The sequence below is a fragment of the Streptomyces mauvecolor genome, from assembly GCF_039532965.1.
GTDB lineage: Bacteria > Actinomycetota > Actinomycetes > Streptomycetales > Streptomycetaceae > Streptomyces > Streptomyces violascens.
Map to the genome: position 1 here is coordinate 106,809 of NZ_BAAASQ010000010.1, position 14,117 is coordinate 120,925.

The following is a 14,117-nucleotide window of genomic DNA, read 5'->3' on the forward strand; positions in this document are numbered from 1 at the left end:
GCCCCCAGAGGGTGCCAGGGGCGGTAAGTGACACCTTGAGTCGCTGGTCGGGCGGCCATGGAGGGGTTTCTATGTGCGGAATCGTGGGTTACGTAGGCGGGCAGTCGGCGCTGGACGTCGTCGTGGCGGGGCTCAAGCGGCTCGAGTACCGCGGATACGACTCCGCGGGCGTCGCGGTCCTCGCGGACGGCGGGCTCGCCGCGGCGAAGAAGGCCGGGAAGCTGGTCAATCTGGAGAAGGCGCTCCTGGAGGCGCCGCTGCCCGCCGGTTCGACCGGCATCGGGCACACCCGGTGGGCCACGCACGGCGGGCCCACCGACGACAACGCGCACCCGCACCTGGACAACGCCGGGCGGGTCGCCGTCGTACACAACGGGATCATCGAGAACTTCGCCGTGCTGCGGGCCGAGCTCGCCGAGCGCGGCCACCAGCTCGACTCCGAGACGGACACCGAGGTCGTCGCCCACCTCCTCGCCGAGTGCCACTCCTCGGCCGAGGACCTGGCCGAGGCCATGCGACAGGTGTGCCGACGGCTCGAAGGCGCGTTCACGCTGGTCGCGGTGCACGCCGACGAGCCGGACGTCGTGGTGGGCGCGCGGCGCAACTCGCCGCTCGTGGTGGGCATCGGCGAGGGGGAGGCCTTCCTCGCATCGGACGTCGCCGCCTTCATCGCGCACACCCGCTCCGCCATCGAACTCGGCCAGGACCAGGTCGTCGAGCTGCGCCGGGACGGCGTGGTGGTCACCGACTTCGACGGCGCGCCGGCCGAGACCCGGGCGTACCACGTCGACTGGGACGCCTCCGCCGCCGAGAAGGGCGGCTACGACTACTTCATGCTCAAGGAGATCGCCGAGCAGCCCAAGGCCGTCGCCGACACACTGCTCGGCCGGATCGACGCGGCGGGCTCGCTGACCCTGGACGAGCTGCGCATCCCCGACTCCGTCCTGCGCGAGGTCGACAAGGTCGTCATCGTGGCGTGCGGCACCGCCTACCACGCGGGAATGATCGCGAAGCTGGCCATCGAGCACTGGACGCGGATCCCGTGCGAGACGGAGCTGGCCAGCGAGTTCCGCTACCGGGACCCGATTCTCGACCAGCGCACGCTGGTCATCGCCATCTCGCAGTCCGGCGAGACCATGGACACCCTGATGGCGCTGCGGCACGCCCGCGAGCAGGGCGCGAAGGTCCTCGCGGTCTGCAACACCAACGGGTCGACGATCCCGCGCGAGTCGGACGCCGTCCTGTACACGCACGCCGGCCCCGAGGTCGCCGTCGCCTCCACGAAGGCCTTCCTCACCCAGCTGGTGGCCTGCTACCTCGTCGCGCTGTACCTCGGCCAGGTGCGCGGGACCAAGTGGGGCGACGAGATCCGGGCCGTCGTCCACGACCTCGCCGCGATCGCCACCGAGGTCGACCGCGTCCTCGAAACCATGGAGCCCGTACGGGAGTTGGCGCGCTCGCTCGCCGACAAGGACACGGTGCTGTTCCTCGGCCGGCACGTGGGCTACCCGGTCGCCCTGGAGGGCGCGCTCAAGCTCAAGGAGCTGGCGTACATGCATGCGGAGGGGTTCGCGGCGGGGGAGCTGAAGCATGGGCCGATCGCTCTGATCGAGGAGGATCTGCCGGTGGTTGTGGTCGTCCCCTCGCCGAGGGGGCGGTCGGTGCTCCACGACAAGATCGTTTCCAATATCCAGGAGATCCGTGCGCGCGGAGCGCGGACGATCGTGATCGCGGAGGAGGGGGACGAGGCGGTGGCACCGTACGCGGACCATCTGATCCGCATCCCGGTCACGCCCACGCTGCTCCAGCCCCTCGTGTCGACCGTGCCGCTCCAGGTCTTCGCGTGCGAGCTGGCCACGGCGCGGGGCAACGAGGTCGACCAGCCTCGCAATTTGGCCAAGTCCGTGACGGTGGAGTGAGCGCGTGATCATTGGTGTGGGGATCGACGTGGCCGAGATCGAGCGGTTCGGGGAGTCCATCGAGCGGACCCCCGCGATGCTCCAACGGCTGTTCGTGGAGAGCGAGTTGATACTGCCGAGCGGTGAGCGGCGCGGGGTCGCCTCGCTCGCGGTTCGGTTCGCGGCGAAGGAGGCCCTCGCGAAGGCTCTGGGGGCGCCGGCGGGGCTGCTGTGGACGGATGCGGAGGTGTACGTGGAGGGGAGCGGGCAGCCGCGGCTCCGGGTGCGGGGGTCCGTCGCCGCGCGGGCGGCGGAGCTGGGGGTTCGGCATTGGCATGTTTCGCTCAGCCATGATGCGGGGGTCGCTTCCGCGGTGGTGATCGCGGAGGGCTGAGTTCTCCCTACCCCGCCCCTTCCCGCTGTGACACTCTGCGGCTCCGCGGCGTGGCCTCCGGTGGTTGAAGTAAGGGTGAAGCCGGGTTTCCTGGGGCTCCGCCCCAGACCCCGTTCGCGCCTTAAGGGCGCTCGTCCTCAAACTCCCCCAAGGCCTCAAGGGCCAGGGGGGACCCATGACGGGCTGAAGATGCCGGTGCCGGCCGGCATCGCCCCTGCCAGGGGTGCGGGGAACTGCGCGAGCAACCACGTACGGTCCGCAGCCGAACCCACATGAGGCGAACGGGCCCGGGGCGCAGCTCCTGAAGCTGACAGGGGGTGGTGGGGGAGTTCGCCGCGGGCTGGGGCGGAGTCCCGGTCCACCCCGAAGGGCACGCGGCGGAGCCGCGAATGGCACGGCGGGGAGGGGTGGCGTGAGGGAGAGTGGGCGGTATGCGTACTGCCTATGACGTCGACACCGTTCGGGCCGCCGAGGGCGAGCTCATGGCCCACCTCCCACCCGGCACGCTCATGCAGCGCGCCGCCGCCGGCCTCGCCGCGGCCTGCGCGGACATGCTGGGCCGGGTCTACGGCGTCAGGGTCGTGCTGCTCGTCGGCAGCGGGGACAACGGCGGCGACGCGCTGTACGCCGGGGCCCGCCTGGCCCGCCGGGGCGCGGGTGTCGGCGCGGTGCTGCTCAACCCGGACCGCGCCCACCCCGAAGGCCTGGCGGCGCTGCTGAGGGCCGGCGGCCGCGTCGCCGACGACCCCTTCGAGGTGCTTGCCGTCGCCGATCTCGTACTGGACGGCATCACCGGCATCGGCGGCCGCGGCGGCCTGCGCCCCGACGCGATCCCGCTCGCCCGGGCCGCGCGAGGGTCCAACGCCGTCGTCGTCGCCGTCGACCTCCCCAGCGGCGTGGACGCGGGCACCGGAGAGGTGCCCGGCGAGGCGCTGCGGGCGGACGCGACCGTCACGTTCGGGGCGTACAAGCCGGGGCTGCTCATCGACCCGGCGCGCGAGTACGCGGGGGCCGTCCGGCTCATCCCCATCGGCCTCGACCTGCCCTCCGTCCCCTCCGTCGAAGCCCTCCAACACGCCGACGTGGCCGATCTGTTGCCCACCCCTGCCGCCGAGAGCGACAAGTACCGGCGCGGTGTCGTCGGAGTCGTCGCCGGTTCGGCCCGCTATCCCGGCGCGGCGGTCCTCGCGGTCGCGGGCGCGCTGCGGGGCGGGGCCGGGGCGGTGCGGTACGTCGGGCCCGGCGGCGACGCGGTCATCGCGCGCTTCCCCGAGACCCTCGTGTCGGACGGCTCGCCCGCGAAGGCCGGGCGGGTGCAGGCGTGGGTGGTCGGCCCGGGGCTGGGGTTGGGGGCTCCCCTGCTCGAGCGGAGCCGAGAGCTTGGGGAAGGTCCTGGTGTCGATGAGGTGCTCGGCTCGGACGTGCCGGTCCTCGTGGACGCGGACGGGCTGCGCGGTCTCGACCCCGATGCGGTACGGGGCCGCCCGGCGGCCACCCTGCTCACCCCGCACGCGGGCGAGGCGGCCGCGCTGCTCGGGGTGCCGCGCGAGAAGGTCGAGGCGGAGCGGCTGGCCTCGGTGCGCGAGCTGGCCTCGCGGTACGGGGCGACGGTGCTGCTCAAGGGGTCGACCACGCTGGTCGCGGACGCGGATGGCCCGGTACGGGTCAACCCGACGGGTACGTCCTGGCTCGCCACGGCGGGGAGCGGGGACGTGCTGTCGGGGCTTGCGGGGTCGTTGCTCGCGGCGGGGCTGGGGGCGAGGGACGCGGGGTCGGTGGCGGCCTATCTTCATGGCTTGGCCGGCCGCCATGCCTCGCGGGGGGCGCCGGCGACTGCGTATGGGGTGGCGGAGGCGGTGCCGGGGGTCTGGCGGGATGTGGCTGCGTCGAGCGGGTGAGTTTCCCCCCACCCCGCCCCTTCCCGCTGTGACACTCTGCGGCTCCGCCGCGTGGCCTCCGGGGGGGGGGGAGGTGGCTGAGCTGGACTCCTGGGGCTGCGCCCCGGACCCCCGCGGGGACTTCGTCCCCTGCACCCCTTTCGGGGGCTCCGCCCCCGGACCCCCGTTCGCGCCTGAAGGGCGCTCGTCCTCAGACTCCCTCAAGGCCTCAAGGCCTCAAGGCCCCAAGGCCCCAAGGGCCAGGGGGGACCCCCATGACGGGCCGAAGTCGGGCCGGCGTCCCTGGTCGTCGACCGGCCAGGCAGGCCCGCCGGGCAACTTCGCCAAGGTCAACCCCGCCAGGGGCGCGGGACTGCGACATTGTGCGGCTCCGCCGCGCGGGCGCGACCGGGTGCCCGCGGGCCGAACGGCGCAAGCCCCTCGGCCCGCTGAACAGGCTCACCCCGCGTGTGCTCAGCCCCCTCGACCGCCCCCGGCGGTTTCATGGCCGCATGAACCACCCCCACGTCACCCTCGAACCCGGCCGCATCGCCGCCCTGCTCCTCGGGCCCGCCACCGTGCTCGTCCCCACGCCCCCGGCCATGGCGGCCGAGCTCACCGCGGTCGTCCGGGCCGGGACCGGCGGCCTCGGGGCCGTCGAGCGGATCGCGGTGGTCGAGAGGGAGGTCGTCGCCGTCGAGGACGGTCAACTGGCTTGCAGCGCAGGCCTGTTGAGGCTGGGCGCGGTGTCCTCGTACGTCGTGCCGGGTGAGGCCTGCACCCCGCAGCGCCTCGCCGAGGCCCTGCGGCGGCACCGCGGTGATCTCTGGAGCGCGCTCGCCGAGTTCGGATACGCCGGCGGGCGCGGAGGCGGGGTGCAGGCGGCGGCCCTCGCGGCGGCGTTCGCCGCGGCCCCCGGCGGGCCGGAGCCCGCCACCCCGGACCGGGTCTTCGCGAGCGTGGAGGAGTTCGCGGCCCGGTGCTGCGCCTGGCGGGATGCCCGGCCGCCCACAGGCGGGTGACGGTCCGGCCCGCCGCCCGGCCGGATTTTTCGAGGGCCGTGCTGGGCCTGGCGGGACCTCTCGCGGCCCGCCGCCACCAGGGCAACCCCCGCCACCGGGTGACATCCGCCGCGCGGCTTCCGCGACACGCCCGGAGCCGGGGGTTTTCTGGGCCTATGAACCAAGAACAAAATACGCAAAAGCTCCAAACATCAAAGAAACGGCAGAGCCTCGGCGCCTGCGGGCTGGTGCTCGCCGCCGCCCTCGCGCTCGGGGCCGCCGCCCCCAGTACCGGCGTCCCTCTGCCCCCACCACCTCGCCGGCTCGAAGTCCCCGCACCCCCCGTCCCGCCCGCACCGGGCAACCCCGCACCGGGCAAACCCGCCCCCGGCGAGCCCGCTCCGCCCGCCCCCGGTGACCTCGCGCCCGGCAACGCCGCCCCCGGCATCCCCGAGGTCCTCGTGCCCGGGACGGCGCTCGACTCGCAGGCAGGGCCGCTCGACACCCCCGATCAGGCGCTGCCCCCGCTCGTCTACCAGCCCAGCGCCGCCGAGGACCGGCTCGAACCGGTGGCCGCGCCCGAGGGGGCGTACCGGCTCGTCGAGTACGTGCCGCAGAGCGAGGTCGCCGCCAAGCCCGACAGCTGTACCGCCAAGGCCGGCCCGTACCAGAAGCAGATCGAGCGGTGGCTCGGGCTCACGGTGGACGGGCGGCAGTCCGCCGCCGACTGTGCCGCGGTGCGCAAGTTCCAGCAGGCGCAGGGGATTTCGCCGGCCATCGGGTTCGCCGGTCCGGTCACCTGGTCCCGGATGCAGTTCCTGTCCGCGCGCAAGAATCCCAACGCCGCGCACCAGTGCCCCGTGAAGGCGCAGCGGGTGGCCTGCGTGGATCTGGCGCGGCAGTTGATGTGGGTGCAGGAGGGGAAGAGAATCACCTTCGGTCCTGTGCCCATTCGCAGTGGGCGGGCCTCGCTGCCCACCCGGGGCGGCTGGCACAAGGTCTACTGGCGGCACAAGAACCACTGGTCGTCGGTCTACCACCAGTCCATGCCGTACGCCCAGTTCTTCGACGGCGGCCAGGCCTTCCACGCCGTCTACCACAGCGTGTACACCTCCGTCGGCAGCCATGGATGCGTGAACCTCGCCGTCGATGACGCGCGCAAACTGTGGGACGCCCTGCGCCAGGGCGACGCCGTCTACGTGTGGGGGCACCGCGAGGGCACCTGAGCCCGCCCCCGCCAATGTGTCCTGCGGCACAATCCGAGTCCCCCTGCGCTCTGAGAGACTTGGCGCGATGACCGCGATGACTCAGTACCCCGCCGGGCGCGCCCGCGCCGAGATCGACCTCGGCGCGCTGCGCGCCAACGTCCGTACGCTGCGCGCCTGTTCGCCCGGCGCACAGCTCATGGCCGTGGTGAAGGCGGACGCGTACGGGCACGGCGCGGTGCCGTGTGCCAGGGCGGCGCAGGAGGCGGGCGCCGCGTGGATCGGCACCGCCACGCCGCACGAGGCCCTCGCGCTGCGCGCGGCCGGCATCGAGGGCCCGATGATGTGCTGGCTGTGGACGCCGGGCGGCCCCTGGCGCGAGGCCGTCGAGGCGGACATCGACGTCTCGGTGAGTGGGATGTGGGCGCTGCGCGAGGTGACGGACGCCGCCCGCTCCGCCGGACGTACCGCCAGGATTCAACTCAAGGCCGACACCGGGCTCGGCCGCAACGGCTGCCAGCCCGCCGACTGGCCGGAACTCGTCCACGCGGCGCTCGCCGCCCCCGGGGTCACCGTCACCGGCCTGTGGTCGCACCTGGCCTGCGCCGACGAGCCGGGCCACCCCTCGATCGCGGCCCAGCTCTCGGTGTTCCAGGAGATGACCGCGTTCGCGGAGAAGGCGGGCGTCACCCCCGAGGTGCGGCACATCGCCAACTCCCCGGCCACGCTCACCCTCCCCGAGTCCCACTTCGACCTCGTGCGCACCGGCATCGCCATGTACGGCATCTCGCCCGCGCCGGAGCTCGGCACCGCGCGCGAGCTGGGGCTCCGGCCGGTCATGACCCTGTCGGCCTCGGTGGCGCTCGCCAAGCAGGTTCCGGCGGGTCACGGCGTCAGTTACGGGCATCACTACGTCACGAAGAGCGAGACCACCCTCGGCCTCGTCCCGCTCGGTTACGCCGACGGCATCCCGCGGCACGCCTCCGGGCGCGGTCCGGTTCTGGTGGGCGGGAAAGTGCGTACCGCGGCGGGCCGCATTGCCATGGACCAGTTCGTGGTCGACCTTGAGGGGGACAGGGTCGAGCCGGGCGACCGGGCCGTGCTGTTCGGGCCGGGCGACCACGGGGAGCCGACGGCCGAGGACTGGGCGCGGGCGGCCGACACCATCGGCTACGAGATCGTGACGCGCATCGGTTCACGGGTGCCCCGCGTCTACGTGAATGAGTGTTCCGACGACGACGAGTAAGAGCGGAGCGGCACGGTGAGCGAGAGCAGCACGGGGGACGCCGTCGTATCCGCGGTCCAGGGTGCCCAGTCGGCGGTGGGGAACTGGCGTCTTGCCGGGATCGCGGGGGCCGCGATAGGCGTGGTCGCGGCGGGCGCGGCGGCGGGTGTCGCCATAGAGCGCCTCACCGTCGGGCGCGGCATGCGCAGAAAGGCGCGGCTCGCGCTCGACGCGTCCGGGCCCTACGGATCGCTGCGGGGCATGCCGGGCCGGGCGGTCGCCGACGACGGCACGGTCCTCTACTACGAGACCGACGAGGTCGAGCCGGAGGCGGGCGCCAACGGCTCGCGCAAGCGCCGGCTGTTCGGGCGCAAGGTCCCGGCCCCGGTCACCGTGGTGTTCTCGCACGGCTACTGCCTCAGCCAGGACTCCTGGCACTTCCAGCGGGCCGCCCTGCGCGGGGTGCTGCGCACGGTGCACTGGGACCAGCGCAGCCACGGCCGCTCCGACCGCGGCAAGGCCCAGCGCGACGGCATCCCGGTCGACATCGACCGGCTCGGCCGCGATCTGAAGGCTGTCATCGACGCGGCCGCTCCCGAAGGCCCGCTCGTCCTGGTCGGCCACTCCATGGGCGGCATGACGATCATGGCCCTGGCCGACCAGTACCCCGAGCTGATCCGGGACCGCGTGGTCGGCGTCGGCTTCGTCGGTACGTCCTCCGGCAAGCTCGGCGAGGTCAACTACGGGCTCCCGGTGGCGGGGGTCAACGCGGTGCGCCGGGTGCTGCCGGGCGTGCTCAAGGCGCTGGGCTCGCAGGCCGAGCTGGTGGAGCGGGGGCGGCGGGCGACGGCCGACCTGTTCGCGGGCATGATCAAGCGCTACTCGTTCTCCTCCAAGGACGTCGACCCGGCGGTGGCCCGGTTCGCCGAGCGGATGATCGAGAGCACCCCGATCGACGTGGTCGCGGAGTTCTATCCGGCCTTCTCCGAGCACGACAAGACGGCCGCCCTGGCGATCTTCGCGGAGGTCCCGGTCCTGGTCCTGGCAGGCGACCGCGACCTGGTCACGCCCAGCTCGCACAGCGAGGCCATCGCCGATCTGCTGCCCGACGCGGAGCTGGTCATCGTGCCGGACGGCGGGCACCTGGTGATGCTGGAGCACCCCGAGACGGTCACCGACCGCCTCGCGGACCTCCTGGCCCGGGTCGGCGCGGTGCCGCAGGCCGCTAACGTTGGGACGTATGGAAGCACCGCACAGCAGCCCGGCGGCTGACGCCGGCACCCGCCTCACCCTCAACTCCCCTTCCGAAATGCAGGAGTTGGGCCGCCGCATCGCCAAACTGCTCCGCCCCGGTGATCTCGTGATGCTCACCGGGGAGCTCGGCGCCGGCAAGACGACCCTCACCCGCGGCCTCGGCGAGGGCCTCGGCGTGCGCGGAGCCGTGACGTCCCCCACCTTCGTCATCGCCCGCGTGCACCCCTCGCTGGTCGGCGGCCCCGCCCTGGTGCATGTGGACGCGTACCGGCTCGGCGGCGGGCTCGACGAGATGGAGGACCTCGACCTCGACGTGTCGCTGCCCGAGTCCGTGGTGGTCGTCGAGTGGGGCGAGGGCAAGGTCGAGGAGCTGTCCGACGACCGGCTCCAGGTCCTGATCGACCGCGTAGTGGGTGAGACCGACGACGACCGCAGGATCGTCACGATCACCGGAATCGGGCCCCGCTGGGCCGGCGCCGGGGTCGAGAGTCTCTGAGGCCGCGGCCGGGTGCGGCTGGAGCGGGCCGTACATTCCGACAAGACGTCGGCAAAGTGTTGCGCCGGTCGCACCGGGCATGGTCACATGGAGACAGAGACCTGGTTAGGTCTACCTAACCGCGCCTTCTTCCGCAGCCCCAGGAGGCCGCCATGACCGTGCCGGAACGCGAAGCGAAGCCGCAGGCCCCGCGGGGCGTCCCGGTGCCGCTCGGGGTGTCGATACACGATCTGCTCGCCTCGTGCGCCGCGGCCACCGCCGTGTCGACCCCGCCGCGCGAGAGCGCCCCGGCGGCCGGCGAGGGTGAAGCGCGCCAGGACGCCGCGTAGTCCTATCGGGTGTTTGTCGGGCTCGGCCCGGGACGACTACGGGACGACGACGACCTTCGAGTTGCGGGTCGCGAACGTCCACATCGCGTTGCCGTCCGCCCGCGTCATGCGGATCCCGCCGGCCTTCTTGTCCGGCTTGGGGCTCGTCATCGAGCCGTCCACAGCCGAGCTGAAGCCGATCGTCACGTTCTCGTTGATGGCGAACCGCACGACGTGCTCGACCATCACCCCGTCCGAGCCGGTGATCTTGCCGCCGGTCCGCGAGAGCACGGCGTACGTGCCGGGCTTCGGGCTGATGCTGGACGGCACGACCGCGAACGTCTTCGGCGTCTTCGTCACGCCCACCAGCCACACCCGCTTCGCGCCGAGCGCGTACACGACACGGACACCGGTGCCGGAATTCGCCGGCACCGCGAGGTCGGGCTTGTTGGCGGGGGAGCCGGCGGGCGGCTCGTTCGACGGCTTCACGGACGGGGACCCGCTGGTGCCGGGAGCCGCGAGCGCGGAGCGCGGAGGCGCGCTCGCCGAGGCCTGGTAGGCGAGGAAGCCGACCACCGCGAGAGCGGCCGCGGTCAGCCCGGCCACGAACCCCGTGCTGCTCCTTGCCACCTGGACTTCCCCTTTCGTACGTACGTGCATGCCTACGGTCATACCTGCGGCTGACGGTAGCAGCACGTGACGGCTTGGGCAGGACGCCGTGCCCCCGCCGCCTTGGTCGTAGGCTGTTCGCGTGCTCTTGCTCGCCGTTGATACCGCCACCCCCGCCGTCACCGTCGCCCTGCACGACGGCACCACCGTCGTCGCCCAGTCCAGTCAGGTCGACGCCCGCAGGCACGGGGAGCTCCTGCTGCCTGCCGTCGACCGGGTGCTCGCCGAGGCCGGCCTGGAACTCGGCGCCGTGACGGACCTGGTCGTCGGCGTCGGCCCCGGCCCCTACACCGGCCTGCGGGTCGGCCTGGTCACCGCCGCGACCTTCGGCTCGGTGCTCGGCGTCCCCGTCCACGGCCTGTGCACCCTGGACGGCCTCGCCTACGCCTCGGGCATCGAGGGCCCCTTCGCGGTCGCCACCGACGCCCGCCGCAAGGAGGTCTACTGGGCCAGGTACGACGACTTCCGTACGCGCACGGGCGAGCCCGGCGTCGACCGGCCCGCCGACATCGCGGACGAGCTGAGCGGCCTGCCCGTCGTCGGCGCGGGCGCCCTGCTCTACCCGGAGTCCTTCCCCGAGGCGCGCGGCCCCGAGTACCAGTCGGCGGGCGCGCTCGCCGCCCTCGCCGCCGAGAAGCTCGCCGAGGGCTCGGCCTTCCTGCCGCCGACGCCGCTGTACCTGCGCCGGCCGGACGCGCAGGTGCCCAAGAACTACAAGGTGGTCACCCCCAAGTGACCCAGGCCCGCCCGTCGCCCGACCACCGCCCCTCATCGACGCCGCTTCACGACGGCTCCCGTCCCTCGCTGCGCGAGATGCGCTGGTGGGACATCGCGCCGGTGCTCGAACTCGAACACGAGCTGTTCCCCGAGGACGCCTGGTCGGCGGGGATGTTCTGGTCCGAGCTCGCGCACGCGCGCGGGCCGGGCGCCACCCGCCGCTATGTGGTCGCCGAGGACGCCGAGGGGCGGCTCGTGGGGTACGCCGGGCTCGCCGCGGCCGGTGACCTCGCCGACGTGCAGACCATCGCCGCCGCGCGCGACCAGTGGGGCACGGGGCTCGGCGCCCGCCTCCTGACCGATCTGCTCAAGCACGCCACCGCCTTCGAGTGCGACGAGGTCCTGCTCGAAGTGCGCGTGGACAACACCCGGGCCCAGAAGCTCTACGAGCGCTTCGGCTTCGAGCCCATCGGCTTCCGGCGCGGCTACTACCAGCCGGGCAACGTCGACGCGCTCGTGATGCGGCTGAACGTCCAGGAACACGTCCAAGGAACAGAAGAGACTGACTGATGGCTGACGAACCGCTCGTACTGGGCATCGAGACCTCCTGCGACGAGACCGGCGTCGGCATCGTGCGCGGTACGACGCTGCTCGCCGACGCCATCGCCTCCAGCGTGGACACACACGCCCGGTTCGGCGGCGTGGTCCCCGAATTCGCGTCGCGGGCCCACCTCGAAGCGATGGTGCCGACCATCGAGCGCGCCCTGAAGACCGCCGGGATTTCGGCGAAGGACCTCGACGGCATCGCGGTCACCGCGGGACCCGGGCTCGCGGGCGCGCTGCTCGTCGGCGTCTCGGCCGCCAAGGCGTACGCGTACGCCCTGAACAAGCCGCTGTACGGGGTCAACCACCTCGCCTCGCACATCTGCGTCGACCAGCTGGAGCACGGGCCGCTGCCCGAGCCGACGATGGCGCTGCTCGTCTCCGGCGGCCACTCCTCGCTGCTGCTCGCTCCCGACATCACCGCCGACGTCCGCCCCATGGGCGCCACCATCGACGACGCCGCGGGCGAGGCCTTCGACAAGATCGCCCGGGTGCTCGACCTCGGCTTCCCCGGCGGCCCGGTCATCGACCGGCTCGCCAAGGAGGGCGACCCGAAGGCGATCGCGTTCCCGCGCGGCCTGACCGGCTCGCGCGACCCGGCGTACGACTTCTCCTTCTCGGGCCTCAAGACCGCCGTGGCCCGCTGGATCGAGGCCAAGCGCAACGCGGGCGAGGAGGTCCCGGTGCGCGATGTCGCCGCGTCGTTCCAGGAGGCCGTGGTGGACGTGCTGACCCGCAAGGCCGTACGGGCCTGCAAGGACGAGGGCGTCGACCACCTGATGATCGGCGGCGGCGTCGCCGCCAACTCCCGGCTGCGCGCACTCGCCCAGGAGCGCTGCGAGCGGGCCGGTATCCGGCTGCGGGTGCCGCGGCCCGGGCTGTGCACGGACAACGGCGCGATGGTCGCGGCCCTCGGCGCGGAGATGGTGGCCCGCAACCGTCCCGCCTCCGACCTGGAACTCTCGGCGGACTCGTCGCTCCCGGTGACCGAGCCGCACGTACCGGGCGAGGCGCACACCCACTCCCACGACCACGACCATGTGCACGAGGTCAGCAAGAAGAACCTGTACTCATGACCGTCGCGCTGATGTGGGAGGCCCGGGCCGCCGAGGGCCGTGGCGCCGAGCTCCTCGCCTGGGTGCGGGAGCAGACCGTGGCCGCATCGCCACTGCGCCGCGAGGTCCTGCGCGCGCCCGGCGACCGGGTCCTCGTCATCACCTGGTGGGACGCGCCCTACGACGCCGAACTGCCCGAACTCCCGGAACCCGCTGGGGAGTTGGTGGCCAGGCCGGTGCACCGCTGGCGCTTCGAGTCGGTCGGCTGAGCCGCCTTCCCGGGGCGGCGCGTGCCGCTTCCTGATCGTTCAAGGCAACCCCGCAACCGATTTCGGCATCAAGCTAGGAGCAGGTGATGGCTGAAACGGACGGGTAATTGAACATGGGCTGGCTCGTGCGCAAGAAGGCGGTCGCTGCGGCCGTCCTCGGACTTCTGACGGTCGCGGGCTGCTCGTCGGGCGGTGGATCGGGCAGCACGCCGTCCTCCTCCGCGCCGTCCGCGAAGGGCAGCGATGCGGCGCCCCCGGGCAGCGACACCGCCGGCACCGAGGCCGCGTACCACAAGTGGGGGCTCAAGCCGTTCGCCGCGCCGCCCACGCCCCCGGCCGAGAAGCCGGTGAAGGCGAAGCCCGGCGAGGTGCCGGTGGTCAGCGACATCCCCACCAAGGACAAGATCGTCTTCGTGACGTTCGACGACGGTGCCGAGAAGGACCCCAAGTTCGTCGAGATGATGAAGGACCTGAAGATCCCCTTCACCATGTTCCTGACCGACGACATCATCCGCAACGACTACGGGTACTTCAAACCGCTCCAGGAGCTCGGCAACTCCATCGAGAACCACACGCTCTCGCACCCCAATCTGCGCACGCTGGGCGAGGCCGCGCAGAAGAACGAGATATGCACCCAGGAGAAGAAGCTGGGCAAGGAGTACGGCAAGGAGCCCCGGCTCTTCCGGCCCCCGTACGGCAACTGGAACGAGAACACCCGGGCCGCCGCCAAGTCCTGCGACCTCCAGGCGATCATCCTGTGGCGCGAGTCGATGCAGATCACGAACATGCAGTACCAGCGCGGTGACAAGAAACTGCACCCGGGCGACATCATCCTGGCGCACTTCCGCGGCCCCAAGGAGCTCAAGGGCGCGTCCATGACGGAGATGACCGCGAACATGCTCCGCCACATCCAGGAGCAGGGCTTCACGGTGGCCCGCCTGGAGGACTACGTCTAGGCGGCTCCGGCCCGGTCATGACCGGGCCGCGCCCGTCGACGGACGGCACAAAAAGAAGAGGCAAGGAGTAATTACTCTCCCTGCCACTCTCAAGATATAGCGCACCGGGGGGCTTGCGGCAAGGCCCCCATGCTGCCGCACAATCTCTCGCCTAAGGCCACTACCTGCGGAAACGGGAGATTTACTCAGT

At 72.5% G+C, this 14,117-nt stretch carries 15 protein-coding genes; 14 read left to right on the plus strand and 1 reads right to left on the minus strand.

Annotated elements, in window-relative coordinates; genetic code table 11:
• The first annotated feature begins 71 nt into the window (after positions 1-71).
• The 9 genes from glmS to ABD346_RS15495 all read left to right on the plus strand — a co-directional run bounded on the left by glmS (position 72) and on the right by ABD346_RS15495 (position 9,679).
• Positions 72-1,919, plus strand: coding sequence for a glutamine--fructose-6-phosphate transaminase (isomerizing) (glmS, locus tag ABD346_RS15455; RefSeq protein ID WP_344375279.1), 1,848 nt, complete (start codon positions 72-74; stop codon positions 1,917-1,919).
• Between the two features lie 4 nt (positions 1,920-1,923).
• Positions 1,924-2,292 (plus strand): holo-ACP synthase, encoded by a 369-nt coding sequence (locus ABD346_RS15460; RefSeq protein ID WP_189963063.1) that lies wholly within the window; start codon positions 1,924-1,926, stop codon positions 2,290-2,292.
• Between the two features lie 431 nt (positions 2,293-2,723).
• Positions 2,724-4,190 (plus strand): NAD(P)H-hydrate dehydratase, encoded by a 1,467-nt coding sequence (locus ABD346_RS15465; RefSeq protein ID WP_344375281.1) that lies wholly within the window; start codon positions 2,724-2,726, stop codon positions 4,188-4,190.
• A 491-nt stretch (positions 4,191-4,681) separates the two neighbouring features.
• Positions 4,682-5,191: a hypothetical protein gene (locus ABD346_RS15470; RefSeq protein WP_344375282.1), complete on the plus strand. Its 510-nt coding sequence runs from the start codon at positions 4,682-4,684 to the stop codon at positions 5,189-5,191.
• A 155-nt stretch (positions 5,192-5,346) separates the two neighbouring features.
• Positions 5,347-6,396, plus strand: coding sequence for a L,D-transpeptidase family protein (locus tag ABD346_RS15475; RefSeq protein WP_344375284.1), 1,050 nt, complete (start codon positions 5,347-5,349; stop codon positions 6,394-6,396).
• A gap of 76 nt (positions 6,397-6,472) precedes the next feature.
• Positions 6,473-7,621 (plus strand): alanine racemase, encoded by a 1,149-nt coding sequence (gene alr / locus ABD346_RS15480; protein ID WP_344375435.1) that lies wholly within the window; start codon positions 6,473-6,475, stop codon positions 7,619-7,621.
• 15 nt (positions 7,622-7,636) lie between these two features.
• Positions 7,637-8,872 (plus strand): alpha/beta fold hydrolase, encoded by a 1,236-nt coding sequence (locus tag ABD346_RS15485; RefSeq protein WP_344375285.1) that lies wholly within the window; start codon positions 7,637-7,639, stop codon positions 8,870-8,872.
• Positions 8,841-9,350, plus strand: a complete 510-nt coding sequence (gene tsaE, locus ABD346_RS15490; protein WP_344375286.1) for a tRNA (adenosine(37)-N6)-threonylcarbamoyltransferase complex ATPase subunit type 1 TsaE — start codon at positions 8,841-8,843, stop codon at positions 9,348-9,350. The genes ABD346_RS15485 and tsaE overlap by 32 nt, the downstream gene beginning before the upstream one ends.
• A gap of 152 nt (positions 9,351-9,502) precedes the next feature.
• Entirely contained in the window at positions 9,503-9,679 is a 177-nt protein-coding gene (locus tag ABD346_RS15495) for a hypothetical protein (RefSeq protein ID WP_344375288.1), read from the plus strand.
• A 36-nt stretch (positions 9,680-9,715) separates the two neighbouring features.
• Here the strand turns inward: ABD346_RS15495 and ABD346_RS15500 are convergent, their stop codons facing one another.
• Positions 9,716-10,264: a hypothetical protein gene (locus ABD346_RS15500; protein ID WP_381225949.1), complete on the minus strand. Its 549-nt coding sequence runs from the start codon at positions 10,262-10,264 to the stop codon at positions 9,716-9,718.
• 145 nt (positions 10,265-10,409) lie between these two features.
• On the opposite strand from ABD346_RS15500, the gene tsaB reads away from it, so the two are divergent.
• The 5 genes from tsaB to ABD346_RS15525 all read left to right on the plus strand — a co-directional run bounded on the left by tsaB (position 10,410) and on the right by ABD346_RS15525 (position 13,927).
• Complete coding sequence (tsaB, locus tag ABD346_RS15505) at positions 10,410-11,063, plus strand: tRNA (adenosine(37)-N6)-threonylcarbamoyltransferase complex dimerization subunit type 1 TsaB (protein WP_344375292.1); 654 nt, start codon at positions 10,410-10,412, stop codon at positions 11,061-11,063.
• 77 nt (positions 11,064-11,140) lie between these two features.
• Positions 11,141-11,614 (plus strand): ribosomal protein S18-alanine N-acetyltransferase, encoded by a 474-nt coding sequence (gene rimI / locus ABD346_RS15510; RefSeq protein WP_189963144.1) that lies wholly within the window; start codon positions 11,141-11,143, stop codon positions 11,612-11,614.
• Positions 11,614-12,723 carry a tRNA (adenosine(37)-N6)-threonylcarbamoyltransferase complex transferase subunit TsaD gene (gene tsaD, locus ABD346_RS15515; RefSeq protein WP_344375293.1) on the plus strand — a complete coding sequence of 370 codons (1,110 nt, stop codon included), beginning with the start codon at positions 11,614-11,616 and terminating at the stop codon, positions 12,721-12,723. Before rimI ends, tsaD begins: the two co-directional genes overlap by 1 nt.
• Positions 12,720-12,971 carry a hypothetical protein gene (locus ABD346_RS15520; protein WP_344375295.1) on the plus strand — a complete coding sequence of 84 codons (252 nt, stop codon included), beginning with the start codon at positions 12,720-12,722 and terminating at the stop codon, positions 12,969-12,971. Before tsaD ends, ABD346_RS15520 begins: the two co-directional genes overlap by 4 nt.
• A 113-nt stretch (positions 12,972-13,084) precedes the next feature.
• On the plus strand, positions 13,085-13,927 hold the full coding sequence (locus ABD346_RS15525) for a polysaccharide deacetylase family protein (protein WP_344375296.1): 843 nt from the start codon (positions 13,085-13,087) through the stop codon (positions 13,925-13,927).
• Positions 13,928-14,117: the final 190 nt, after the last annotated feature.